Consider the following 24,725-nt stretch of genomic DNA (forward strand, 5'->3'; position numbering starts at 1 on the left):
GGCCAATTTCGCACAGAGCTCTGCGCAGAATTGCTGTAGGGTCCGGGGAACGCTGCACACACCGGAGAGATACATGCTGAACGGAATACGCATAATCGAGATCGAAGGCCTGGGCCCCGGCCCTTTCGCCGCCATGTTGCTGGCTGATCTCGGCGCGGATGTGATCACCATCCATCGCAAGGGCGGCAGTGTGACACCCGGCATGCCGGAACGCTCGGTGCTGAACCGGGGCAAACGGTCCATTGCGCTTGATCTCAAGGATGCAACCGACCTGAATACCGCCAAAGAACTCATCACCACCGCCGACGCACTGATCGAAGGCTTCCGACCCGGCGTGATGGAGAAACTGGGACTGGGGCCCGACATATGCCATGCGCTGAACCCCAAACTGGTCTACGGACGCATGACCGGTTGGGGCCAGGACAGCCCCTTGTCACACACCGCCGGGCATGACCTCAACTACATCGCCATTTCGGGCGCTCTCTGGTACGCGGCGCAACCTGAAACACCGCCGCAAACCCCAGCGACTCTCGTCGGAGACATTGGCGGCGGCGCGATGTATCTGGTTACCGGCCTCCTCGCCGGTTTGCTCAACGCCCAGCGCACCGGTCAGGGCACCGTCGTCGATGCGGCCATCTACGATGGTTCGGCGCATATGATGAACCTTCTGATGAGCATGCGCCAAACCGGCAACTTGTCAGAAACGCGCGGCCAAAGCCTGCTCGACGGTCCACATTGGAGCCGCACCTACCGCTGCGCCGATGATGGCTTCGTCACGGTCCAATGCCTTGAGCCAAAATTCTACGCCGAATTCCTGAACGTTCTGGGCCTCTCACAAAACCCCGACTTGCAGGAGCAATTCAACCCAAAGCTCTGGCAGGACCAAACGAAGAAACTGACAGACCTGTTCCTGAGCAAACCCCGCGACCACTGGGCCGCGCTGTTTCACGAAACCAATGCCTGCGTCGCCCCGGTCCTTGACCCGGTCGAGGCCCAAAACCACCCCATGAACACCGCCCGCCAAACCTGGCAAACCGTGGATGGCACCTTGCAAGCCGCCGCCGCGCCCCGCTTCCCGACCATGCACTGGAGTGCCAAACCCAGTCCGGCCCGAGGCGAACACACCCAAGACATTCTGAGCGAACTCTCCGCCCAGACCCGATTCGCCCCTTCATCTGGCTAAAAATATCCCGGGGGATGAATTGGCCAAAGGCCAAGAAGGGGGCTGGCCCCCTTCCCTTTACCGCCCGCGCACCGTGTCGATCATCAATTGCACGTTCTCAGGATCCGCATCCGGCGTAATCCCGTGACCGAGGTTGAAGATATGTGGACCTTTGGAGAACGCCTCAACAATCCGCCGCGTCTCATCCACCAGCGCCTGACCGCCCGTGACCATATGGGACGAGGCCAAGTTCCCCTGCACGCAGCCATCCACCTGCACATGCGCCGCCGCCCAGTCAGGCGCGACCGAGTTGTCCAGCGCCACACAATCCACACCGGTTGCCTTGGCAAACCCGACATAGCCCTCGCCCGCTTCACGCGGGAAGCCAATGACTGGAATACCGGGATGGCGTGTCTTAATGGCCTGCGTGATCACGCGGCACGGCTCAACCGCGTATTTCTGGAACGCGTCGCCTTTCAAAGACCCGGCCCAGCTGTCAAAGATCTTGACCACCTCGGCCCCGGCTTGGATCTGAGCCGACAGATACTCGATCGTTGCCAGTGTAATCCGCTCTAACAGAGCCTCGAAAAGGGCGTTATTCTCCTCGCGCAGCGCATGCGCAGGACCCTGATCAGGCGTGCCGCGCCCTGCGATCATATAGGTCGCGACAGTCCACGGCGCGCCTGCAAATCCGATCAAGGTGGTCTCGGACGGCAGTTCCTTCGATAGGATACGCACAGTTTCATAGACCGGGGACAGGGTCTCATGAATGTCCTCAACCGGCTTCAACACGTCAAAGTCGGATTGCTGCGTGATCGTCGAAAGGCGCGGGCCTTCGCCTGTCACAAACCACAAGTCCGCACCCAGCGCTTGAGGAACCAGAAGGATGTCAGCAAACAGGATCGCGGCGTCAAACCCATAGCGACGAATAGGCTGCAACGTGACCTCGGCCGCCAGTTCAGGATTGTAGCACAGCGACAGGAAATCCCCGGCTTGCGCGCGTGTTGCGCGATATTCCGGCAGATACCGCCCGGCCTGACGCATCATCCAGATCGGCGGAATGTCCTGAACCTCTCCGGCCAGTGCCCGCAGCAATTTCTTCGTCTCAGCCATCATCGCCCTCAATCTTGCGTTTCGTCCACGGGTCGGCGCTCAGTGGCAATTTGTCAAGCACCGCCCCCATTGTCAGGGCAATGTGACGCGACTAAAGCTGGTGTCCATGACACTGACTCTGCCCACCCCCGCATCGCCGCTGAAAATTGGCACCCGAGGCTCTCCGCTGGCTTTGGCACAAGCTTATGAGACCCGCCAGAGGCTGCGCGATACGTTCGGGCTGAGCGATGAGGCATTTGAGATCGTGGTCATCAAAACCACCGGCGACAACCGCGCCATGATCGATGCAGATCGCCCGTTGAAAGAGATCGGCAACAAGGGCCTTTTCACCAAGGAAATCGAAGAGGCGATGCTGCGCGGCGATATCGACATCGCCGTCCATTCGACCAAGGATATGCCCGTCGAACAGCCCGCTGGGCTGGTGCTGGATACATTCCTGCCGCGCGAGGATGTGCGCGATGCGTTCATTTCCCCGCAATTCACCTCGATCCACGACCTGCCCGAGGGCGCCGTTGTCGGCACATCGTCCCTGCGGCGTCGGGCACAATTGCTGAACCGCCGCCCAGACCTGAATGTGGTCGAATTTCGCGGCAACGTGCAGACCCGCCTGAAGAAACTGGCGGACGGCGTGGCTGATTGCACCTTTCTGGCCATGGCCGGCATCCGTAGACTGGGGATGGAGGACGTCCCTGCCACCGCGATTTCGACGGACGATATGCTGCCCGCCATCGCGCAAGGCGCGATCGGCATTGAACGCCGCGAAACAGACAGCCGGGCCGCCGAACTGCTTGAAGCGATTCATCACGCTGAAACCGGTCAACGTCTGACAGCGGAGCGTGCGTTACTGGCCGGGTTGGACGGGTCTTGCGAGACCCCGATCGCCGGGCTTTGCGAAATCGAGAACGGCCAAATGCAACTGCGGGGCGAGGTTCTGCGCCCCGACGGATCCGAGGCTATTGCGGAAAATACAACAGGCGCAATCGAAGACGCCACCGAGATGGGCCGGGCAATGGCCGACACTCTGCTACGTCAGGCAGGTCCCGGTTTCTTCGATTGGAAAAAAAATATGATAAATTTACCTTAAGTGAAGTTCTTCACTGTGGCCTTTGCAAAGATGTGGCAGTAATAGGCCATACCGGTTGCAAGACTGGACAGCCTCGAAAGTATCGAAAGTATCGAAAGTATCGAAAGTATCGAAAGTATCGAAAGTTTTCAGATTGTTGGTGTTTTAACAAGTATTCGAGGGGGCGAGGCTACGCCCGGACTGCAATAGGTGAACGGGTCGCTGTCAATTTCGACAGCGGCCCGTTTTCTTTTGATCAGCACACCTTTTATCAACCCAGTGCCGCAACGGCCCGTTTCACCGCTTCGCGCGTTTGCTCCAGATCAGCCTCGGTCACCGCCAAAGACGGGTAGAGTTTGCCCGGAGATTTGAAAATCCAATTCTCCCGCAGGACATCATTGTAGAGCGTGTTCCGTTTGGGGTCGTCATGCCGTGCGCTGCGGTAGTCGCGGCAGGGGTTTGCCGTGAAATAGACATCAAACAGCGTTTCATCGCCGCAGATCTGATGGGGAATGCCCGCTTTGGTCAGCTCATCCACTTGCATCTGCTGCAAGGCCGCGCCTGTTGCGCGCAACTGGTCATATGTCCCCTCGCGCTGCAAAATCTCCATAGTTTTCAACCCGGCGACCGAGGCCACTGGGTTACCTGACAGAGTGCCCAACTGCATCAGCCATCCGGCCTCACCCACCTGCGATTTATCGAAATGCTTCATGATGTCAGCGCTTGCGCCCAGTGCTGCCAGAGGGAAGCCGCCGCCGGTGATTTTGCCCAGCGTGCAGATATCGGGCGTCACACCATACCGTTCCTGCGCTCCGCCATAGGCCAGGCGGAATCCGGTGACGATCTCATCAAAGACCAACAGCACATTGTATTTGTCGCACAGCGCGCGCAGACCCTGCAGATATCCCGGCATCGGGGGAATGATACGCTGCAACGGCTCGGCCATGATCGCGGCGATATCGTCATGTTCGTTCAGCAGAGTCTCAACGGCCTCAAGGTCATTGAAAGGCGCGATCAGCATCTGTTCGGCGACGCCTGACGGAATACCAGCACTGTCAGGCACGGCTTGCGGGAAATTCACCTCGCGACTGGGGGCGAGGCTCATCTGCGCCTCGGCGCTCATGCCGTGATAGCCGCCTTCGAATTTCAGGATCTTGTCCCGCCCGGTATAAGCGCGCGCCAGACGGATCGCGTACATATCCGCCTCGCCGCCCGAAGCGACAAAGCGCACCTGTTCACAGCAGGGCACGGCGTCAATGATCGCCTCGGCTAGTTCGACACCTTTGCTGTTATTTGCAAAGAAGGTCATGCCCTTGGGCAGTTGTTCCAGTACGGCCTCGAGCACTTCGGGGTGGCCATGACCCAAAAGCATCGGACCCGAGCCGATCAGGTAGTCGATATATTCGTTCCCATCCTCATCCCAGACGCGGCTGCCTTCGCCGCGTGAGATCATGATGCCGGGGTCGAAATTGCCGAACCCACCCGCCGGCAGAGCCGCCTTGGCTCGGTCGATCCATTCGGATTGAGTGTTGATCTTGAGCATATCACGCGATCTCCATCGTCAAGAAAATCAGAGTCTGTAAACGGCCGCCGGGGCGCCCAGAGCGTCTTCGTCGGGATGCACACCAAGGCCGGGCGTGTCGGGCAGATGCAGATGGCCGTCCACGTTGCGCGGGCCGCGCCCGCCTGCGATGTCGACGGTGATCATGTCCTGACAGGCCCAGACGGCGTGGCAATTGTCATCGGGGATGGTGGCGGCCAGATGCAGCGCTTCAGTATCGGCCAGCACGGACCCTCCGGTCGCCATGACGAACATGTCGATCCCATGGGCCAGCGCAATGTCCCGCATCCGCGCAGCCTTGGTCAGCCCACCGACCCGGTTCAGCTTGATCCCGAATATCTCGGCCAGACCATCCCGCGCAATCCGGGTGGCGTCCTGCAAGGTGACAAGAGACTCGTCCACCGAAACAGGTGACGCATGTTTCGACGAAATCGCCGCGATGTCGTCCAGCGTCTCGCCCGGCTGCTCGAACATCACGTTCAAGTCCTCACAGGCGCTCATCACCCTCAGGGCCTGTTGCCGGGTCCAGCCTCGATTGACGTCATAAAGGACAATCTCACCCGGTCGGCGGATGCTTTCCACATCCCGAACACGGGCGATGTCGCGTTCGACATTGCCGCCGATCTTGACCGAATGCGCGATATAGCCCCGGCTGCGATAGCGTTCGATGACTTCGCGCGTTTCTTCAACGGTCTTCGCCCCGACGGACGAGGCAATCGGGCGCGGCGTTCGGGAGCCTCCGCCCATCAGATCGGCGAAGGGCAGGCCCGCCGCCTGACCGGCGATATCCCAGCAAGCCATATCGATCGGGCTTTTGGCATAGAGGTGACCGGGCAGCGCGAGGTCCATCGCACGCTCAACCTCCAGCACCTTGCGGGGATCAAGACCCAGAATGAACGGAGCCATGGTTTCGATCCCGGCCCGGATACCCGGCCCGTGCGCAGGAACATAGGTGTGGCCCCAAGGGGTGCCTTCACCCCATCCCGTCAGGCCCACATCCGTTTCCACCTTCACAATCGTTGCGTCGAGATTTTCAAACTTCAGCCGTCCACCAGACAGCCAATATGAATGCTCCAGCGGCAGATCGACCTGAAAAACCGTTAGTCGAGTGATCTTCATTTCAGTTCCACTTCGACAAAGGACATGGAGTGGTCCCCCGCGTTGATCACATTGTGCTCGACCCCTTGGTCCCGGCGGTAGGATGTTCCGGCAGGCACTGTCACCTCATTGACCGTTCCATCAGGCAATTCCAAACGCATGTGGCAATCGGTAATGGCGGTGATCACATAGTCCATCGCATGGCGGTGCCAGCCGGTTTCAGCGCCGGGGGCAAAGTCAAACCGAGTTACTCGTACGCGCGCGTCGTCGATCATCTGGGTTGCTTTGGCTTGGTCTCTCAAAGGCAGAACTCCTCTACCGGTGCGCCGAGGCTTTCGAAATCCGGCACGACCCCCAACCCAAGCGTATCCGAGGCATAAAGCTTGCCATTCCGCGACTCCGGGCCGCCAATTCCGGTCGACCGGGTGTTGTAGTTCATCAGGTCAGTGGTGTTCTGAAGATACTCGGGCGGAGTCGAAGCCGCAAAATGCGCCACAACCGCGCTTGTGATCTCACCTCCCCAGGTGTCTTCACTGACCACAGGAATGCGGTTTTCGACCAGATAGTCCCGCACCCGCCGCGCCTTGCTGAGCCCACCGAGGTTCGAGATTTTCAGACAGCAGATCTCGGCCCCTCGATCGGCGACAATGCGTTGTGCCATTTGGATACCAGTCACGCATTCGTCCAGCTTCATCGGCTGTTCTGCGACACGGCGGACCTGCTGGCATTCCTCATAGGTGCGGCAGGGCTGTTCGAGGATGAAATCCAGATCTCGCGTGGCCCTCGCCACCCGGATCGCATTGTCGACCCGCCAACCCTGATTGGCATCCGCCATCGCCTTTTCGCCCGGCTGCAGCAAGGGAACCGTGCTGCGGATACGGTCAATATCGGTGGCCCAGTCACCACCAACCTTGATCTGAAACTGCCGGTAGCCTTGATCGCGATAGGCATTCATCTCGGCCACGGTCTCATCTACCGCCTTTTGCGGCGCGACCCGGTACATGGGTGCGCCATCCGTCAGCTTTCCACCCAGTAGCATCCAGACTGGCTGATCGCAGGCCTGCCCGAGGATATCCCAGCACGCCGCATCGAACGGAGCCTTCGCGTAGCCATGCCCCTGCACCAGATGGTCCATCAACTGCTCGATCCGGCCAACCTGACGCGGATCTTCTCCCAGCAAGTGCGGCGCGACCAGCCGCGCCAGCGCCACAACGCCTTCGGAATGCGCGACCATGTAGTTCTCGCCGCAGGGTGTGAACTCACCACAGCCTTGCAAGCCTGCATCCGTGTCGATGACCACGACCGAGGCCGTGGCCGTCTCGATGGCATTCCCCGCGCCCCAGACATAGGCGCCGCCGACATAGGGCAGCCCGGTCTGAAACACGCGGATCCGGGTAATCTTCATGCTGCGTCCATTCTGGGCAGATCGCCCATCCCTTCGCCACGCCAAAGCACGAAGGTCAGGATCGGCTGATCCGTCGTGGTCATCGCATGACTTTGCCAGCTTTCATGGCTGCGCGTCTGACCCTCGGCAACAAACGCCTCCTCCCCATCGACCTTGAACAGAGCACCCCCAGCCAGCGTCAGGTAAAGCTCCTCCGCCTGATGGCTGTGCCAGTCATAAGCAAGACCCGGCCCCCAATAGCCGACATAACCGCGCAGCTGGGTTGAATGAAAATGGCCGGTCGGGCCGAACAATTCGTAGTAGCCATAGCGACTTAGAAACTCGGCACCGACCTCCTCTTCCTTGTAGGTGTGTTTCCACTGGGCCAAATAGGCGGTCGCCTTGATCGCCTCGACCAAAGCCTGCGTCCCGGCACTTCCTGAGAGGGTCAGTTCGCGCACCTGATCCGCAGCAGGGATATGGTTCGGTTCCAGTTCCGACGCCGACAGGTCCGACGGCCACGCACCAAAGGCGGACAGATCGGGATGCGTTTGATGCACCAAACGCGCGGCCCGCAGCACATCATCCAAAGTCATGGGATCACCACGATATTGCCGGTGTGTTGCTTGGCGATGAACGCAGCTTGCGCTTCCCGAAGCTCCTCAAGCGGATAGGTGGCTGCCAAGGCCGGTTTGATCTCACCCGCTTCAATGTACTTCACAAGGTTCTTCATGACCTGCGGGTCAATCACAGTTGAGCCTGTGAAGGTCAGATCGCGCAGGTAGAACGTACGCAGGTCAAATTCGACCATCGGGCCAGCGATGGCACCCGAACAGGTGTAGCGCCCACCTCGTTCCAGAATGTCGATCAGCTTCGCCCAGTAGGGACCACCGACTACGTCGGCCACCACGGTGATCTTCTGATCGCCCAGCGCAGCACGCAGATTTTCCGGCGCACGCGGCAGGATCATGTCTGGACCCAGAGCGGCAACATCGGCGTGTTTCGCCTCGGACGCCAACGCGATCACCCGCGCACCACGCCGCTTGGCCAGCTGCACAAGTGCGCCACCAACACCACCCGAGGCCCCCGGCACCAGAACCGTGTCTTTGTCCGTGACATTTGCCCGGGTCAGCATGCCCTCGGCCGTGGAATAGGAACACGAGAAGGTCGCAAGCTCGGCATCCGACAGGTTTGATGTGATCGGCACCGCGTTGACGGCCAGCGTCGTTGCGTATTCAGCAAAACCGCCATCCCGTTCGGACCCATAGTAGCCCGTTTTGTCCATGTTGCTGGGATCATCCGGATCGCGCAGCCAGCCATCGGTGATCACCCTTTGGCCAATCCGCGCCACATCCACTCCCTCTCCTACGGCAGCAATTTCACCGCAGATATCGGCACCCTGAATGCGAGGAAAGGTAATCGGCGCGCCGCCCCAGGTCGGGTCATCCTCGCCCACCTCTTCAAACGCACCGCCCGTGGTCGCATCTGTGACGGTCTTCGAGTACCAGCCCGAGCGCGTGTTCACGTCCGTGTTGTTCAACCCGCAAGCGGCAACCTTGATCAACACCTCACCCGCAGCCGGCTCCGGGCGGGGCCAGTTTTCATGAAGCACCATCTGCTCCAACCCGCCGTGACCCATGGTCACCATCGCCTTCATTGTGTCAGGCAAACTCATCCAGTAGTCTCCTCAAATGCGCCGCAGGTCGGCAGAGGTGTTTCGGGGGCCACATACCGGCGTTTTAGATCATCTTGGTGCGCCCGGTGTGCGAATCTGCTCGACAGGCTAATTTCACAAGTGTACCACGATCAACAATGAATGACACAAATGTATCATCAATCGTTCTCGACCGTCTGGCCGAGGAATGGGAGGCCCTGACACCCGAGGCCCAAAAGGCCGCGCGCTATGTGTTGGAAAACCCCACAGATGTCGGCGTTTCGACCGTGCGTGAAATTGCCGAAGCTGCCAATGTCAAACCAAACACCTTTGTCCGCATGGCCCGGCAAGTCGGCTTTGAAGGCTATGAGGATTTTCGCGCGCCGTTCCGGCAGGCGATCCGGCAAGGGTCAGTCTCATTTCCTGACCGCGCCCGGTGGCTTCAGGACATCGGTAAGTCCGGCGAACTGGGCGGGCTCTACGCTGACATGATCGGCGCGGCGATCCGCAATATCGAAGAGACCTTTGCCAGGATCGACGCCAAACAACTGCAGGCCGCCGCCGAGGATATCTGGAACTGTCGCCAGATCTTTACGCTGGGCGTCGGGGTAAACAACTCGAACGCCCGCAACTTCACCTATCTCGCCTCGACCGGCATGAAGCAGTTTCACGCCATCCCCCGTTCCGGCTCGACCCCGGTTGATGATCTGGCTTGGGCGGATGAACAGGACGTACTCATTGCGATCACCTGCCACCCCTATCGGACCGAAGTGATCGAGGCGATCAAGCTGGCGCGCCAGCAAGGTATGACGGTCGTTGGCATCTCGGACAGCCCGGCCAGCCCGGTGATCCTGAACGCGCAGCACGGGTTTGTTCTGTCTGCGGACACGCCGCAGTTCTTCCCTTCGTCAGTATCGACCATTGCATTGCTTGAGACGCTTTTGTCCTTCGTGATCGCTGTTTCCAGCGATGAGATTGTCGATCGCGTCGCGCGGTTCCACCAGCGCAGGCATGAGCTTGGTCTCTATGCGGAAGAGCCCGAATAGTCACACCCGACCCCGCTCTAAAAACCTGTCATGAAATCGCCACATGGGCGCGACAAACACGGGTCGCGTGCCCGCCGTGGTCAATCCATGCGCGAGGCGCATTCTACCGATTGCGTGCCTGACGAGAGTGAACTAACGATAGCTCAATGCGTTTTTTGACGGCCTTATTTATATCGTTTCTTTTCTGCGCTCCCACACTGGTGACAGCGCAAGAAAAAGCGCTTTCCCCAACCGAGCTTAGCCCCTCGGGGCAGGACTATCTAAAGGCCGTTCGCTATCGCGGGATCGACACGGATGTAGTGTATTTTGACCCCACCCAACCGGCACCTCCGCTGGACACCAAATTCTCACCCACACCTGACGAAGAGTCTCAAACCGTCTCGCTTGATACCAACTGGACGATGGGGATCGTCTCGACCCTGGTTCTGGCCGTGTTGGCGTGGATCCTGTACCTCAGCGTGGGCCGAACGGCGGTTTCTTTCCGGTCAGGGGCGGGCAACGCAAAGCGCGACGGAAAGCCGTCAGTGGACACGCCCGAGACAGACGAGGAATTGCCCGATCTGGACACCATTCTAAGGCAGGAGGATCGCAACCAGGCCGTCGTTGGACTGGCGCAACTGGTCTTGATCCGCTGCCTCAGCGCCAATGAGGTGCTATTCAAGCGCAGCTGGACCCACCGCGAGGCGCTGCGCAGCCTGCCGCAGAGCCTCTGGTACATCCCCGACTTGCGCGCGCTGGTGCTGGAAAGTGAACGGGTGCATTTCGGCCACCGCTCTATCAGCGACCCCGACTTCAACGCGCTGCTGACGCGCATCCGCCCCATCCTGCGCGAGGTCCGCGCATGAGCGATACGGCCAACATTGCAGCGACCGAGCGGGTCCGGGTCGACTGGATCATCTTTGGTATCATCGGCGCGCTGTGCATCGGCATATTCCTCTATGTGATGGCCGGCCGGCAATATGCGCTGCGCGACTCCTCGACCGGGTTCGACGGGCTAGAGCTGTGGCTGCGCGATCAAGGCCACACCGCGCAAACCTTTACCGGAGGCTGGCCGCTGGACCGCAGCACCATCGGCCTGCTGATCCAACCCATCTACGACACCCACCCGGACGAGGACCGCGCGCGCGTGCAGACCAAGGAAGAGCTGCTGCTGCAAACGGATGAGTTCGATCAGACTTTGGACGTGATCCGCGAAAAGGCGCTCTCGACCCCCAGCCTTGTGATCTTGCCCAAATGGCGCTCGGGTCTGAGGTTGACCGGGTTGGGGCATCCTATCTTGTTGTCCCCCGAACAAGGGATCGAGGGCGTTCTACATGGGATTATTGGTTCGGATGTCGGCACAATCCGCTCGGCCCGCGTTCCGTTCACCGACTTTGACGTAGTCTCCGACGATACGCTGACCGCCCGCCTCTACGCGGCGCAGGTCTTTGACGGGCAAGGCTGCGAGCCGCTGGTGGGCCGTCAGGGCGCTATGGTTCTGGGCCTTTGCCCGCTGCCCGGCGACGGCGAGCAGAAAAAGGTCCATGTTCTGTCCGACCCGGATTTGTTGAACAACCATGGGCTGGCTCTGGGCGACAATGCCCGGATCGCGGCGCAGGTGCTGCTCGAGATTGCAGGCGAGAAGCGGATCATCATCGACTATAGCGACCGCAACTGGCTGACCGACCCGCAACAGCATGTCGCGCGCGAACGCACCTGGGACGATCTGAAACGCCTGTTCGAACCGCCGTTCCTGACCCTGTGGATCGGCGCGGGGCTTCTGCTGGCCCTCGCGGTCTGGCGCGGTGGTGTGCGCAGCGGGCCGGTTGCGGATCTGTCGCTGGGTCTCGGTTCAGGCAAACGAACTGCCAATCGGGTCCGTGCGCGGCTGATGCGGATGACCGATCAGGACGGTGCGCTGCTGTCGGATTTCATCGACACCCGCCTGCGCGCCCGCGCGGCGTCGGTGTTCGGCACCTCGCACGCCCTGCGTGGCACGCCCGAGGAAGCGTACCTCACCTATATTCGCGCCCGAAAACCGGACCTGACCGCAAAACTGGAAGATCTGATCGCATCTATCCGCGCCCTTCCCCCGCATCTGGGGCCGGAACATGCCATTCCCTATGTGGACCAATTTGAGTTGATACTGGAGCAACTTGCCGATGACGCTTGATGAATTGTTTTCCCATGCCGAAAGCCTCAGGGCTGAGATCGGCAAAGTTGTGCAAGGCCAGGAAGAGGCAGTTGACCTGCTGCTGACAGCGCTGTTTGCGCGCGGCCACGTGCTGCTTGAGGGGCCTCCGGGCACCGCCAAGACACTGCTGGCGCGCAGCTTTGCAGGGGCACTGAACCTTGAGTTCGGGCGCATTCAGTTCACACCTGACCTGATGCCGGGTGATGTTCTGGGCACCTCGATCTACAATTTCCAGACCAGCGAGTTTGTTCTGACCAAGGGCCCCGTCTTCAGCCAGATCCTGCTGGCGGATGAGATCAACCGCGCGCCGCCCAAGACCCAGGCCGCCTTGCTGCAGGCGATGAACGAACGCATGGTGACTATCGACGGCACCGACCATTCGCTGGGGTCCGAATTCATCGTCGTCGCCACCCAGAACCCGATCGAACAACAGGGCACCTACCCGCTGCCCGAAGCGCAGTTGGACCGTTTCCTATTCAAGGTAAACCTCAGCTTCCCGCCCGAAGACGTGGAACTGTCGATCCTTCGTCAGCACGCCAATGCACCGCTGGATCCCCTAGGCGCAACGCAAACGGTGCGCCCTCTGCTCGACGCTCCGACGATGGCAGCGGCCCGGCAGTTGATTGATGAGATCGTGCTGGATGACGACATTCTGGCCTATATCCTGCGTCTGGTGCGCGCCACACGGGAAAGCGCGGATATCGCCTTTGGCGCTTCGACCCGCGCCGCAGATGCAATCGCCGGGGCGACCCGCGCAACGGCGGCCTTGAACGGGCGCGATTTTGCCATTCCTGACGACGTCAAAACCCTGATCATCCACGCGCTGCAACACCGCATCGTTCTGTCCCCCGCGGCCGAGATCGAAGGGCGCGGGCCGCAGCAGGTGTTGGAGAACATCCTCAACCAGATCGAGGCCCCCCGCTGATCCGTCCCTCGCGCATATTGCTGGTGGCGGCCTGCGTGGCGCTTGGCCTGTCGCTGGTCGCCGTTGTCATGGGCGACGCAACTCGCACCGTTGCCGGGGTGCCGTGGGTGGTTCTGTGCGCGCTGGCCATAGGTGACCTGCTGCTGTCCTGGCCGCGCCGCCGTTCGGTCTCGGTCGAGCCGCCGGGTGATATCTTCGTGGGCGAACAGGATGAGGTCACCTTGACCGTCACTCCTGCGACCTCGGGCATGACCGGGCAGGTACACTGGCCCGAAGGGATCGAAGTACCGGCCCGGTTCGACCTGTCCAGCGGTCAGGCGCGTATTCCGTTTCGCGCCATTCGCCGGGGGACATGGCGCCTCTCGCATCTATGGCTCAGCTGGTCTTCTCGGTTCAAACTGTTCGAATTCGTCCCGAAAATCGCCTTTGGTCTTGAACTGGCGGTCGTACCCAACATCCGCCGTGTTCAATCGGGTGAGATCTCGACAACGGTTCAATCCCGCCTGTTCGGCGTAAAGGAAAACCGCGCCATTGGTGAGGGCACCGAGTTTCACCAATTGCGGGATTTCGTACCCGGCATGGATGCGAACTCAATCGACTGGAAGCGGTCGGCGCGACATTGGTCTTTGGTCGCCAAAGAGGTCCGGGCCGAGCGCAACCACCACGTGATCATCGCCTTGGACAACGGCTATCAGATGCGCGAGGAGATCGCGGGCCTGCCCAAGATCGACCATGCCATCACCGCAGCCCTTGCCACCGCTTGGGCCGCAGCCATCGGGGGGGATCTGGTCGGGCTCTATGCCTATGACGCCAAGCCGCGCATGTTCCTGCCCCCCGAACCGGGCCGCGCCGCGTTCACCCGACTGCGCAGCCGCACGGCCGAGCTGCAATATGAAAGCGTCGAGACGAACCACACCCTCGCCATGACCGAGCTGAACGGGCGCACTCCGAAACGCAGCCTGATCATTGTGTTTTCGGATTTCGTCGACACCACCTCGGCCGAGTTGATGGTCGAGAACATAAACGCGCTGGCCAAGCGGCACCTGATCGTTTTCGTCACCCTGAGCGATCCGATCCTCGAGGCGCAGGTCAACACGGCCCCGCAGGACATGAACGACGTGGCCGAGACCGTCTCGACCGGGCAGCTTCTGCGCGAACGCCGCCTTGTACTGGAACGGCTGCAACAGATCGGCGTGACCGTGATTGACGCCGAACCGGGCGAGATCTCGGCGCGGCTGATCTCAACCTATCTGGAAATCAAAGCGCGAGAGATGATCTGATGTCTGATGCTGATCTGATCCGCTCGGCCCGGTTCCGGCAGGAACGCGAAAGCGACTGGAGACGCTTGTCCGATCTCGTTGACAAGGCCGAAGGTCAGGGCCTGCACCGCATGAGCTTTCAAGAGGCGCGTGATCTGGCCGACCTCTACCGGCAGGCCACAACATCACTATCCATCGCGCGCGAAATCTCATTGGACCGTGGGCTGCTGGAATATCTCGAGGCGCTGACAAGCCGCGCCTATCTGAGTGTCTACGCCCCGCAACAGAGGCTGGGCGGGATCATACGCAAGTTCCTGACCAGAGGCGGGCCGCAAGCGATGCGGTCCTCCTGGCGCGTCACCTTTCTGGGGTTTCTGTGCATGGCGGCGGGTGCCATCGCCGGGTATTTCTTCTACTTCGACAATCCCGAATGGTTCTTTGTCTTCATGCCCACCGAACTGGCCGGGGGGCGCGGGCCGGATGCCAGTACGGACTATCTGCGCTCGGTGATCTACGGAGAGGAAGACGGGTCCGGGCTGGGGGCTTTTGCCACCTATCTGTTCTCACACAACACACGCATCGCAATCTTTGTGTTTGGGCTAGGGGCATTCCTCTGCGCGCCGACGGTTCTTTTGCTGTTCTATAACGGCTTGATTTTGGGCGTTTTTTACGCGCTACACATTGATCGGGGCTTGGGCTGGGACCTGTTTGGCTGGCTGTCGATCCACGGCGTGACCGAGCTGTCAGCGATCTGCATCGCAGGCGCGGGCGGGTTGAAACTGGGCCTCGCCGTACTGTTCCCCGGCCAGCTCACACGCCGCGCGGCATTGCGGGCCGCCGGGCATGACGCAGTGAAACTGGCGCTGATCGCCGCCATGATGCTGGTGGTTGCTGCGCTGCTGGAAGGCTTCGGCCGGCAGTTGGTACAGGACCGCACCACGCGCATCGCCATCGGCTGGGGGATCGGCGCGCTGTGGTTGCTGTGGTTCTGCATGGGCGGAAGGAAGCGGTCATGACGCAACCCAAGCTCGACCGCCTACTGCCCCCCGAAGGTGTGCCGCTCTATTTCCGGGTTGCGGGTGTGGGCGCGCGTATGGCCGCCCAATTCGCTGATATCTTGATCACCGGGGTCGGCGCCGTCGCCCTCTTCCTGCTTTTGCTGGCCATCGACGTTGTCCCGCCCGAGGCGCTGATAGCCGTTGCTGCCATGCTGTTCTTTGTCATCCGCATCCCCTACTACGCCGCGTCCGAGCTGGTGTGGAACGGCCAGACCATCGGTAAGCGCATGATGAAGATCAAGGTTGTCTCGGCAGATGGTCAAGCGCTGACGACGCAATCGCTTGTCGTTCGCAACCTGATGAAAGAGGCCGAGATTTTCCTGCCTGGCACGCTGGTTCTGACCCTGAATGCCGAGGCTCTGATCCCGTCTCTGATCTCGCTGGCCTGGATACTGGGCGTGGTTGCGGTGCCGGTGTTCAACAAGCGCAGCCAGCGGTTGGGGGACATTGTCGCAGGCACCTATGTGATCCACCTGCCTAAGCCGATCCTGCTGCCCGATATGTCCAAGGCGATCAAACCCGCAACTGCCACTCAGCCACGGTTCCAGTTTCTGACCCATCAGCTTGAGCACTACGGCACGTTCGAGTTACAGACACTCGAAGGGTTTCTGCGCGGCGCAGCACGCGCGACCGGGCCCGAGGCACACAAACGGAAAAAGGAAACCATGGCCGCAATTGTCGAACAGGTCCGGCGCAAGATCGACTATGCCGATGCGGTACGACCAGAAGACCAGCTTGCCTTTCTCGAGGCCTTCTACAAAGCACAACGCGCCTTTCTGGAACAGCGCCAGTTGTTTGGCGACAAACGCGCCGATAAATTCCACGCCGAGGCAGACAAACAAGGCTAACCACGCCTGTTGCAGATTTACCCAAGCGAGAAGCAGAAAAACGAAACTCGTCTTGAGGATGAACCCGTTCTAAAGGCTCTATCAGAGACAGAACACAAAAGTAGTTTGGAACAAAAAATGACAGATACAGCCAACTCCGAATACCCCGAGGCTCACATGCCTCTTGGCGTCGGCACCATTGTCGGCGAGACGTTTTCGATCTTTTTCAAAAAGATCCACCTTGTGCTTCTGCTGGGATTCATTCCGGCGCTGATCGAAGTCATAGTGAACAACTATGCGGTGGGGCAGTCTCTCGATGACATTGGCACCGCCGGTTTCGACAATACCGCCTTCTATTCTGGTGTGATCGTGTCGGCTCTGATCACATTGCTCGCATATGCCGTCACCACGGCCGTCATAATACAGTTCGCCTATGACGCAAAATTGGGGCGCGCGGCGCGTATTGGCAGTTATTTCTCGGCGGCTGTCGTCAACCTGCCTGCAATTGCAGTTCTGTCGATCGTAACCACGATCTTGTATTTTATCGGACTTGTTTTTCTGGTCGTGCCGGGTATCTGGATCTACGCCGTATTCTCCGTCATCGTACCGGCCATCGTGATCGACAGGGCCGGGTTCGGCGCGATGGGACGCAGCGCGACTCTGACCAAGAACTACCGTTGGCCCATCATCGGCGCGCTGATCCTGATGGGTCTATGTATTGTGCTGGTCGTAATGGTAGTCACATTTGCCTTTGCAGCCGCGTTCGGGTTCTCCGGAATTGCTGATCCAACGGCATCTTTGGGTCCCTGGGTCTTTTTTGAGGCCGCGCTTAACGCGATTGCCTATGGTTGGCTCAGCATCACCATCGCCTTGATCTTTGCCCGACTGAAAGAGATCAAAGAAGGCGTCAGCGTCTCGGATCTGGTGGACGTGTTCAAGTAAGTCCACGCCCGCAGTCCGGTCACAGGGCTGCGGGCATCCGCGCGTCTCTGCGTGACATTTTCGCGTACATTTCACAGGCCAATCACACCAACATGTCCGCAACGGCTGGCGGCGCGTGCTTTGCTGCTGTATCACTCCGGTGGTAATGCAGGATGGCGGGGTCATATCTACACAACAACAGGGCGATCTGGGGCAGCGGCGTCAGGTCTCGGTCCTGTTTGCGGATATGGTTGGCTATACGTCGATCGTCTCGAAACTGGACGAAGAACAAGCGTTGGAGTTTGTGCGCCTGGTCTATGACACCCTGTCGGGCGCTGTATCTCAGCATGGCGGCACGGTCCGCGATTTTGCCGGGGACAGCATCATGGCGCTGTTCGGCATCCCTGACGCGCTAGAGGACCCGGCCGAACGGGCCTGCCGCGCCGCCGACGCCATTCATCACGCTTTCCGCGCATCCGCCCAAAAGATTGAGGCCCGCTTTGGTGTGCGCCCTCAGATGCGGGTCGGCATCAGTTCCGGCACGGTTCTGATGGCCGCCGTACAGGGCGCGGACGGGCCGGCCACTGCGGTGGGCAGCACGGTCAACATGGCCTCACGGATCGAAAACCTGGCCCCATCGGGTGGTACGCTGATCTGCGACAAGACCCGCAGCCTTGTCGAATGGGTAACTGAGCTGCGCTTTGATGGGGAACATCAGCTCAAAGGTCTCGCTGCCCCTCAGAAACTGTGGCAACTACAATCCGTACGGGCCGATGCCTCGCGATTTGATGCCTCGGTAGCGCGTGGTCTCAGCACCTATGTGGGGCGTGACAGCGAGCTGACCCAATTGGCCGATGCGATGGCTCAGGCGCGCAACGGCGTTTCGGTGGTGGATCTGGTGGCGGAACCAGGCTTGGGCAAAACCCGGCTTGTGTTCGAGTTCCTCAACCGCCTGCCCCGCGATCAGATTGACGTCCTGACTGGCTATTGTTTTGCGGATCGGCAGCAGGTTCCCTTCCTACCAATCATCGAGATTGTCCGAACCGGTTTCCGCATCAAGGAGCAGGACAACCCAACCCGCATCGCCTACAAGATCGAAACCGGCCTGAAGGCTTGGGAGTGCTTTTCTCAACAGAACCTGGGCCTTCTGATGAACCTGCTTGGCCTGACGCCCCCTCCGGACGCATTGGACGGGCTTGACGGCGTTCTCATTGGCCTACGCACCCGTGAATTGCTGCCGGAACTGCTGAAAGCGCGATGCGCCAAGCAGCCCGTGATCCTGTTCATCGAAGACAGCCACTGGATCGATAGCGCCTCGGAAGAGTTGCTGCAGGGCATCGTCAACCGGTCGGACCTGACCAACCTGCTGCTGATCCAGACGCACCGCCCGGAATACACACCTGCGTGGCGCGACGACGACAAGGTTCGGACCATCGCACTGAAACCGTTGGTGACCGAAGATTTCGCCAACCTGGCGCGCAACCGACTGGGCGTAACCACTCTGCCTGCGGGGCTGGACAAGCAACTGGCTGAACGTGCCGGTGGTAACCCTCTGTTTGGCGAAGAAATCCTGACCTACTTGTTGGAGCAAGGCAGCCTTCGGGTCGACGCGGCGGAGGCGCATCTGGATATCGACATGGCGCAGGCCGACCTGCCGGCCAGCATGCTGAACCTGCTGACCGCCCGCGTTGACCGCCTGTCAACCAAGGATCGGGACCTGCTGCAAGCCGCCGCCGTAATTGGGCGACGGTTTGATCCGGGTCTGCTTTCACAATTGGCCAAAGACCCCGCTGAAACCGGTGACGCTCTGCAGCGACTTCAGGCTCAGGACGTGTTGTATCGCGACGAAAACTCGTCGGACTACGTGTTCAAGCATGTTCTGCTGCGCGATGCCGTGTATCAGAGCCTTGTGGCCACTCGCCGCGCGGGCCTGCATCTGGAAGTGGCCGAGTGTCTGGTCTTGCGCAACGCAAACCGCCTGCAGGAAGTGGCCGAAATGTTGGCCTACCACTACGGCCAGACGGACAAGACCGACAAAGCGTTTCGATATACGGCGATGGCCGGGGACAAGTCTCTGGGCGTCTATTCGCTGGACGAGGCCAACAACTACTACACGGCAGCCTACGCCCTTTATGAAAGCGATCCAGACTGCGCCTCAAAGCCCGAGTTCGCTGAGTTTCTGGCCAGCTTTGCGCTGTGTTCGAACATCTCGCTCAGGGTCAAAACGATCATTGACCTTGCCGGGTCCGTGCGCCCCATCCTTGAACAGGTGGGCGACAGCTCTCATCACGCGCTGTTCCTGCACCACTACGTGTCCTGTCTTGTCTGTAATGGCAAATACCGTGAGGCGCACTGGGTGCAACAGGATCTGACCGCCATGGCCGAACGTCTGGGCGATCCGGCCTCACGGGCCTATGCCATGGTGAATGAGCTTTCGGTGTCGATCTATTTCTCGCCGATTTCAAACGCCGAGTTCGAAGCCAAAGCGCGCGTGATCGAGGCCGAGTTGGAAAAGATCGACGACGCCTATATTCAGAACTTTTGCCTTGCCACCATCGGTTGGAATGAGCTGACACGCGGACGGGTGGCCCGCGCGCACGCCACTGCAGACAAGATGATTGCGCTGGGCAAAAAGACCAACGACCCGCGGGCTCTGGGTTATGGCACGGCGATGAAAGCCCTGATCGCCATGGTCGCCGATGACCACGAAAAGGCGCTGGCCATCGCGGAAGAGGCGCACAGGGCTTCAAAGGTCGAGTTCGAGCGCGCCATCGCCGAGGCCGCCCGCGTATCCGCCATGGTACCCACGGAAACACCAGGCGCGATCGAGATCATTGAGGCCCATATCGACAATTGCAATGAACACGGCTGGACGCTGTTCACCATGGGCCCGGCAACGATGCTGGGGGTTGCCTATGCCCTGAAAGGACGCATCGCAGACGGGCTACGGCAGATCGAACGAGCCGTTCAAAAGCGCACGGACGAAGGCACCAAAGTCTCGGCCGATTGGGCGCGTCTGTTCCTATGCGAAATGTACCTTGCAATCCTGACCGGTGAGGGCGGAGCGTCGGCTGGCGTCTTTCTCCGGAATTTCCGCTCGATCCTTTGGGTGCTGTTCTTTGGCGAAAAGAAACTGGTTGCTATGCTGGACGAGGTGCGCAGCAACCCCCAATTCGACGACAAAGGGCACTATATAGCCCGCTGCGACATGATCCTTGGGTTGCTCTACAAAGCCCGCAAGAAAAAGCAATTGGCCGTGCAACACCTGAGCAAAGCCCGTGTAATCGTTGAGACCGCTGGCCAATCCCCGATGCTGTCCAGGATCGACACGGCTCTGGCCGAGTTGGCCTAGAAGTTTATCCGAAATGTGCCAATATTTAAGGTCGCGGCGGACTGGAAGTGCGGAACTATGCCTGCAAGTTATTCAAAGGTATGTATCAAATGTGAAAAACAGTGCGTTAAACTATGAAAGTACCGAACTGAACTTGGTGTCTAGCGGAGCAAAGCCCAAGGTTAGAATGGTAGAATTCTCGTTTTGAAACACATCGCTGCAACTCATACAAATTTCAGAGAATGACAACTCTGAGCCCGAAGGGCCCAATGCTGCGCATTCAACGCAGGTCAGCTTGACGAGGCAAAGCGCCAAACGTTTCCCGGACGATATTTGAACATAGGCGCGAAGCCAACCTCATGCTATTTTTAAGAAGGATTTGTAGGACGGGAAGCTGTTGGATCGCCAGCACTCAAAAGAGATTGACCGTGTCTTAAGCGGGTTCGATACGGGGCGGGACCGACTTGTCGCGGATAGCTGGCAGCGATGTGTTGAAACCTACGGTATGGATCCCTCACGACAGGAACCCGCGCACATCCTCCCTGACACCAAATTCCGAGAACACCTGGAACAATCCGAACGTCTGATCGCAACCGCGCGTTCGGGGCTGCAATCGCTGTTTGCGCAGGTGGCAGGGCAGAACTACGTCCTGCTGCTTGCGGATGCAGATGGCGTCAGCGTCGATTTCTTTGGCGACCGGAACTTCGAGGACGAGCTTAGAATTGCGGGTCTTCATCTAGGTTTCAAGTGGACGGAAGAGTTGGCAGGAACGAACGGAGTGGGGTCGTGTATCGTTACGGGTCAGCCGGTGACGATCCATCAGAGTGATCATTTTTCTATCACGCATACGCCGCTGTCTTGCACGGCAGCGCCTATTTTTGACACCAAAGGAGCTCTTGCGGCTGTTCTGGATGTGTCATTGTTGCGTGGACCCTCACCAAAGGCGTCGCAAAATCTGGCCATGACATTGGTGACGAACTCCGCCCGTCGCGTCGAGATGGCAAACCTGATGGCATCGACGCGGCGTGATTGGGTCCTGCGCTTTTCAGCCAGCCCTGAATTTCTTGAGGTCGATCCCGAAGCGGCGGTTGCAGTGGACGGAAGCGGCAAGATCATCGGTATGACCTCGGGGGCCCGACGTGCGCTGGACCCTGACGGTTCGGGCCACCTGATTGGGTCGCAATTGCAGGACTGGCTTGAAATCAGCGTTGATGACATGCCCGAATTCATGCGCGGCAGACCGTCTGAAGACCGCGTTTTACACCTCAAGGATGGGCGCGCGCTCTATGGTCATGCCGTTGCTCCACAGACGCCGCAGATGACGGCAGCTCTGCGCAAACGGGAAAAGGCTCTGCCTGGCGCCCTTGGTAGCTTTGCAGGGCCGGATGCGGGCCTTCAGCAACTTTTGAACAAAGCGGCCCGTCTTGCGCCGACCAATCTGCCGCTTTTGCTGACCGGTGAAAGCGGGACGGGCAAGACCAAGCTGGCGCGCGCGATCCATATGGCTGATCCTGCGACACAGGATTTCCACACCGTGATCTGTTGCGATACGCCAACATTCAATTTCTGCCATGGTATCGAACCCGGCACACTGTTCCTGCGTGGCGTTGAAGACCTGAGCGAGCCTGCTCAGGCCTCTCTTTTGGCAGTGCTTGAGCGGCGGGCTGATCTGAGGATCATCGCCTCATGTCGGCAGCCCCCGGCGGGATTGCAGGGCAGTCTGCGCGAAGATCTGCTGCACCGGATTGCGGGGGCCACATTGTCTCTACCGCCTTTGCGCCACCGTGCGGATCTGGATTGGCTGATTGATCGTCTGCTCCGACGGTTTGCCAACCACGATATTCGCCTGTCGACCGCTGCCCGCGCGGACCTGAAATCACGGTTGTGGCGCGGCAATATTCGTGAACTGGAACATCTGCTGCACAGTTCGGTCGCCCTGTGTCAGGACAACATCATCGACTTAACGGATTTGCCCAGCCCGGCACTAGCCCCTACGCAAAAGCAGGACTCAGATGATCTGGAAACACTTCTGCGTGCTTGCGATTGGAACATGTCCCAACTGGCAAGGCGCCTTGGTGTGAACCGATCGACGATCCTGCGCCGTATGCGAAAAGCCGGGCTTAGACCGCCCGCTTAAACGCATATGTACCCGTGTTGCGCCCTTGTTGCGCGCGCAACAAGCAATGGCGTTTTTGGACCGCACCAAGTGTTTATGCGCCAAATCCGCTTGCCCGAAGGGTTTCGGATTTGCCAGCCTTCTGCTCCGTGGAGATAGGGAGGATGACATGCTCGACACAACACTCTCGGATCAGGTTCAGGGGTTTCTGGATGACTTCGGTTCGGCTTTGTCCAAAGGAGATATCGATGCCGCCTGCGAAATGTTCCAGGACGATTGTTTTTGGCGCGATCTGGTCAGCTTTACCTGGAATATTAAAACGGTCGAAGGTAAAGCGCAGGTGGCAGATATGCTGTCGCATCAGCTGGCCACAACCAAGCCGAGCGGTTGGAAAATAGCCGAAGGTGAAGTTCCAACTGAAGACGGCGGAATAACCACCGCTTGGATCGAGTTCGAAACCGAAGTGGCACGCGGCTACGGGTTGATCCGCCTCAAGGATGGCAAGATATGGACCCTGCTGACCACGATGGTCGAGCTGAAAGGTCATGAAGAACCCAAAGGGTTCAACCGTCCACTTGGGGCCAAGCACGGCGCGGGCAAACACAGGACCACATGGGCAGAAGAACGGGTGCAGGAAGAGGCTGAACTGGGCTACAAGACACAGCCCTACTGCGTCATCATCGGCGGCGGTCAGGGTGGTATCGCCATGGGCGCGAGGCTGCGTCAGCTGGGTGTGCCGACGATAATCGTTGAACGGAATGACCGGCCGGGCGACAGTTGGCGCAATCGCTACAAATCCCTCTGCCTGCATGATCCGGTTTGGTACGATCATCTTCCTTACATCAAGTTCCCGGAAAACTGGCCCGTCTTCTCGCCCAAGGACAAGATCGGTGACTGGCTTGAGATGTACACCAAGGTGATGGAGTTGAACTATTGGACGCGCACGACGGCCAAATCCGCCACGTTCGATGAAGACAAGGGCGAATGGACCATCACTGTCGACCGGGACGGTGAAGAGGTTGTACTGCGGCCCAAGCAACTGATCATGGCGACAGGGATGTCCGGCAAGAAACGCATGCCTGATTTTCCGGGTATGGATGTTTTCAAAGGCGAACAGGTGCATTCGTCGGAACATGAAGGCCCGGACAAATGGGCCGGTAAAAAGGTCGTTGTGGTGGGGTCCAACAACTCGGCCCACGACATCTGCGCGGCGCTTTGGGAAAACGATGCCGATGTGACAATGGTGCAGCGGTCCTCAACCCATATTGTCCGCTCGGACACCCTCATGGAAATCGGACTGGGCGATCTCTATTCTGAACGTGCGGTGCGGTCTGGCATGACGACCGAAAAGGCCGATCTAATCTTTGCATCGCTGCCCTATCGCATTCTTCATGAATTCCAGATTCCGGCCTATGCCGCGATGAAAGAACAGGACAAAGAGTTCTATGATGGCCTTGAAAAGGCCGGGTTCTGGCTGGACTGGGGCGATGACGACAGCGGGCTGTTCATGAAGTACCTGCGTCGCGGATCGGGCTACTACATTGATATCGGGGCCAGTCAGTTGATCATTGATGGTGAGATCAAGCTGAAACGCGGCCAGGTCACCGCGCTTGATGAAACCGGAGTCATACTTGATGACGGCACGCATCTGGATGCCGATCTGGTGGTCTACGCGACGGGGTATAATTCGATGAACGGCTGGGTCGCAGACCTGATGGGTCAGGATATGGCAGATCGACTTGGGAAATGCTGGGGCCTGGGTTCTGACACAACCAAGGACCCGGGGCCTTGGGAAGGCGAGCAACGCAATATGTGGAAGCCGACACAGGTTCCAAACCTTTGGATGCATGGTGGAAACCTGCATCAGTCCCGGCACTATTCACAGTTCCTGTCGTTGCAAATAAAAGCCCGAATGGAGGGTATCCCGACGCCTGTCTACGGCCTGCAAGAAGTATATCACCTCAGTTAAAGCACGCGCTTCGAACAAAAAGTGGACATCGCGCCATCGCGAAATGAAAAAACAGTTGTAGCGGT

At 59.3% G+C, this 24,725-nt stretch carries 20 protein-coding genes; 13 read left to right on the forward strand and 7 right to left on the reverse strand.

Features of this window, described 5'->3' with window-relative positions; all coding sequences use genetic code 11:
* The first annotated feature begins 73 nt into the window (after positions 1-73).
* Entirely contained in the window at positions 74-1,183 is a 1,110-nt protein-coding gene (locus ACOERD_RS22350; RefSeq protein ID WP_419740502.1) for a CaiB/BaiF CoA transferase family protein, read from the forward strand.
* Positions 1,184-1,240: 57 nt separating this feature from the next.
* On the opposite strand, the gene hemE is transcribed toward ACOERD_RS22350, so the two are convergent.
* Positions 1,241-2,275 carry a uroporphyrinogen decarboxylase gene (gene hemE / locus ACOERD_RS22355; RefSeq protein ID WP_419740503.1) on the reverse strand — a complete coding sequence of 345 codons (1,035 nt, stop codon included), beginning with the start codon at positions 2,273-2,275 and terminating at the stop codon, positions 1,241-1,243.
* Between the two features lie 106 nt (positions 2,276-2,381).
* On the opposite strand from hemE, the gene hemC reads away from it, so the two are divergent.
* Positions 2,382-3,359 (forward strand): hydroxymethylbilane synthase, encoded by a 978-nt coding sequence (gene hemC / locus ACOERD_RS22360; protein WP_419740504.1) that lies wholly within the window; start codon positions 2,382-2,384, stop codon positions 3,357-3,359.
* 250 nt (positions 3,360-3,609) lie between these two features.
* On the opposite strand, the gene ACOERD_RS22365 is transcribed toward hemC, so the two are convergent.
* The 6 genes from ACOERD_RS22365 to ACOERD_RS22390 are packed head-to-tail and all read right to left on the reverse strand — an operon-like array spanning position 3,610 to position 9,056.
* Complete coding sequence (locus ACOERD_RS22365) at positions 3,610-4,881, reverse strand: aspartate aminotransferase family protein (protein WP_419740505.1); 1,272 nt, start codon at positions 4,879-4,881, stop codon at positions 3,610-3,612.
* A 27-nt stretch (positions 4,882-4,908) separates the two neighbouring features.
* Entirely contained in the window at positions 4,909-6,018 is a 1,110-nt protein-coding gene (locus ACOERD_RS22370) for a mandelate racemase/muconate lactonizing enzyme family protein (RefSeq protein ID WP_419740506.1), read from the reverse strand.
* Positions 6,015-6,272: a cupin domain-containing protein gene (locus ACOERD_RS22375; RefSeq protein WP_419740507.1), complete on the reverse strand. Its 258-nt coding sequence runs from the start codon at positions 6,270-6,272 to the stop codon at positions 6,015-6,017. The genes ACOERD_RS22370 and ACOERD_RS22375 overlap by 4 nt, the downstream gene beginning before the upstream one ends.
* Positions 6,273-6,295: 23 nt before the next feature.
* Positions 6,296-7,402 (reverse strand): mandelate racemase/muconate lactonizing enzyme family protein, encoded by a 1,107-nt coding sequence (locus ACOERD_RS22380; protein ID WP_419740508.1) that lies wholly within the window; start codon positions 7,400-7,402, stop codon positions 6,296-6,298.
* Positions 7,399-7,977, reverse strand: coding sequence for a dimethylsulfonioproprionate lyase family protein (locus tag ACOERD_RS22385; RefSeq protein ID WP_419740509.1), 579 nt, complete (start codon positions 7,975-7,977; stop codon positions 7,399-7,401). Before ACOERD_RS22385 ends, ACOERD_RS22380 begins: the two co-directional genes overlap by 4 nt.
* Entirely contained in the window at positions 7,974-9,056 is a 1,083-nt protein-coding gene (locus tag ACOERD_RS22390) for an alcohol dehydrogenase family protein (RefSeq protein WP_419740510.1), read from the reverse strand. The genes ACOERD_RS22385 and ACOERD_RS22390 overlap by 4 nt, the downstream gene beginning before the upstream one ends.
* Positions 9,057-9,193: 137 nt before the next feature.
* On the opposite strand from ACOERD_RS22390, the gene ACOERD_RS22395 reads away from it, so the two are divergent.
* The 11 genes from ACOERD_RS22395 to ACOERD_RS22445 all read left to right on the forward strand — a co-directional run bounded on the left by ACOERD_RS22395 (position 9,194) and on the right by ACOERD_RS22445 (position 24,660).
* A complete protein-coding gene (locus ACOERD_RS22395; RefSeq protein ID WP_170379200.1) occupies positions 9,194-10,081 on the forward strand; it encodes a MurR/RpiR family transcriptional regulator in 888 nt (295 codons plus the stop codon).
* A gap of 200 nt (positions 10,082-10,281) precedes the next feature.
* Positions 10,282-10,926 carry a DUF4129 domain-containing protein gene (locus tag ACOERD_RS22400; protein ID WP_419740511.1) on the forward strand — a complete coding sequence of 215 codons (645 nt, stop codon included), beginning with the start codon at positions 10,282-10,284 and terminating at the stop codon, positions 10,924-10,926.
* Positions 10,923-12,233, forward strand: coding sequence for a hypothetical protein (locus ACOERD_RS22405; RefSeq protein WP_419740512.1), 1,311 nt, complete (start codon positions 10,923-10,925; stop codon positions 12,231-12,233). The genes ACOERD_RS22400 and ACOERD_RS22405 overlap by 4 nt, the downstream gene beginning before the upstream one ends.
* Entirely contained in the window at positions 12,223-13,179 is a 957-nt protein-coding gene (locus ACOERD_RS22410) for an AAA family ATPase (RefSeq protein WP_419740513.1), read from the forward strand. The genes ACOERD_RS22405 and ACOERD_RS22410 overlap by 11 nt, the downstream gene beginning before the upstream one ends.
* A 35-nt stretch (positions 13,180-13,214) precedes the next feature.
* The gene (locus tag ACOERD_RS22415) at positions 13,215-14,459 is read left to right on the forward strand and encodes a DUF58 domain-containing protein (protein ID WP_419740514.1); all 1,245 of its coding nucleotides are present in this window, start codon (positions 13,215-13,217) and stop codon (positions 14,457-14,459) included.
* Positions 14,459-15,454: a stage II sporulation protein M gene (locus ACOERD_RS22420; RefSeq protein ID WP_419740515.1), complete on the forward strand. Its 996-nt coding sequence runs from the start codon at positions 14,459-14,461 to the stop codon at positions 15,452-15,454. Before ACOERD_RS22415 ends, ACOERD_RS22420 begins: the two co-directional genes overlap by 1 nt.
* Positions 15,451-16,344 (forward strand): RDD family protein, encoded by an 894-nt coding sequence (locus ACOERD_RS22425; RefSeq protein WP_419740516.1) that lies wholly within the window; start codon positions 15,451-15,453, stop codon positions 16,342-16,344. The genes ACOERD_RS22420 and ACOERD_RS22425 overlap by 4 nt, the downstream gene beginning before the upstream one ends.
* Before the next feature lie 117 nt (positions 16,345-16,461).
* Entirely contained in the window at positions 16,462-17,265 is an 804-nt protein-coding gene (locus tag ACOERD_RS22430) for a hypothetical protein (protein ID WP_419740517.1), read from the forward strand.
* A gap of 145 nt (positions 17,266-17,410) precedes the next feature.
* Complete coding sequence (locus tag ACOERD_RS22435) at positions 17,411-20,596, forward strand: ATP-binding protein (RefSeq protein WP_419740518.1); 3,186 nt, start codon at positions 17,411-17,413, stop codon at positions 20,594-20,596.
* A gap of 376 nt (positions 20,597-20,972) precedes the next feature.
* Positions 20,973-22,712 carry a sigma-54-dependent Fis family transcriptional regulator gene (locus ACOERD_RS22440; RefSeq protein ID WP_419740519.1) on the forward strand — a complete coding sequence of 580 codons (1,740 nt, stop codon included), beginning with the start codon at positions 20,973-20,975 and terminating at the stop codon, positions 22,710-22,712.
* Between the two features lie 148 nt (positions 22,713-22,860).
* A complete protein-coding gene (locus tag ACOERD_RS22445) occupies positions 22,861-24,660 on the forward strand; it encodes an NAD(P)/FAD-dependent oxidoreductase (RefSeq protein ID WP_170553900.1) in 1,800 nt (599 codons plus the stop codon).
* Positions 24,661-24,725 lie beyond the last annotated feature (65 nt).

Source organism: Ruegeria sp., assembly GCF_965199275.1.
Lineage (GTDB): Bacteria > Pseudomonadota > Alphaproteobacteria > Rhodobacterales > Rhodobacteraceae > Ruegeria.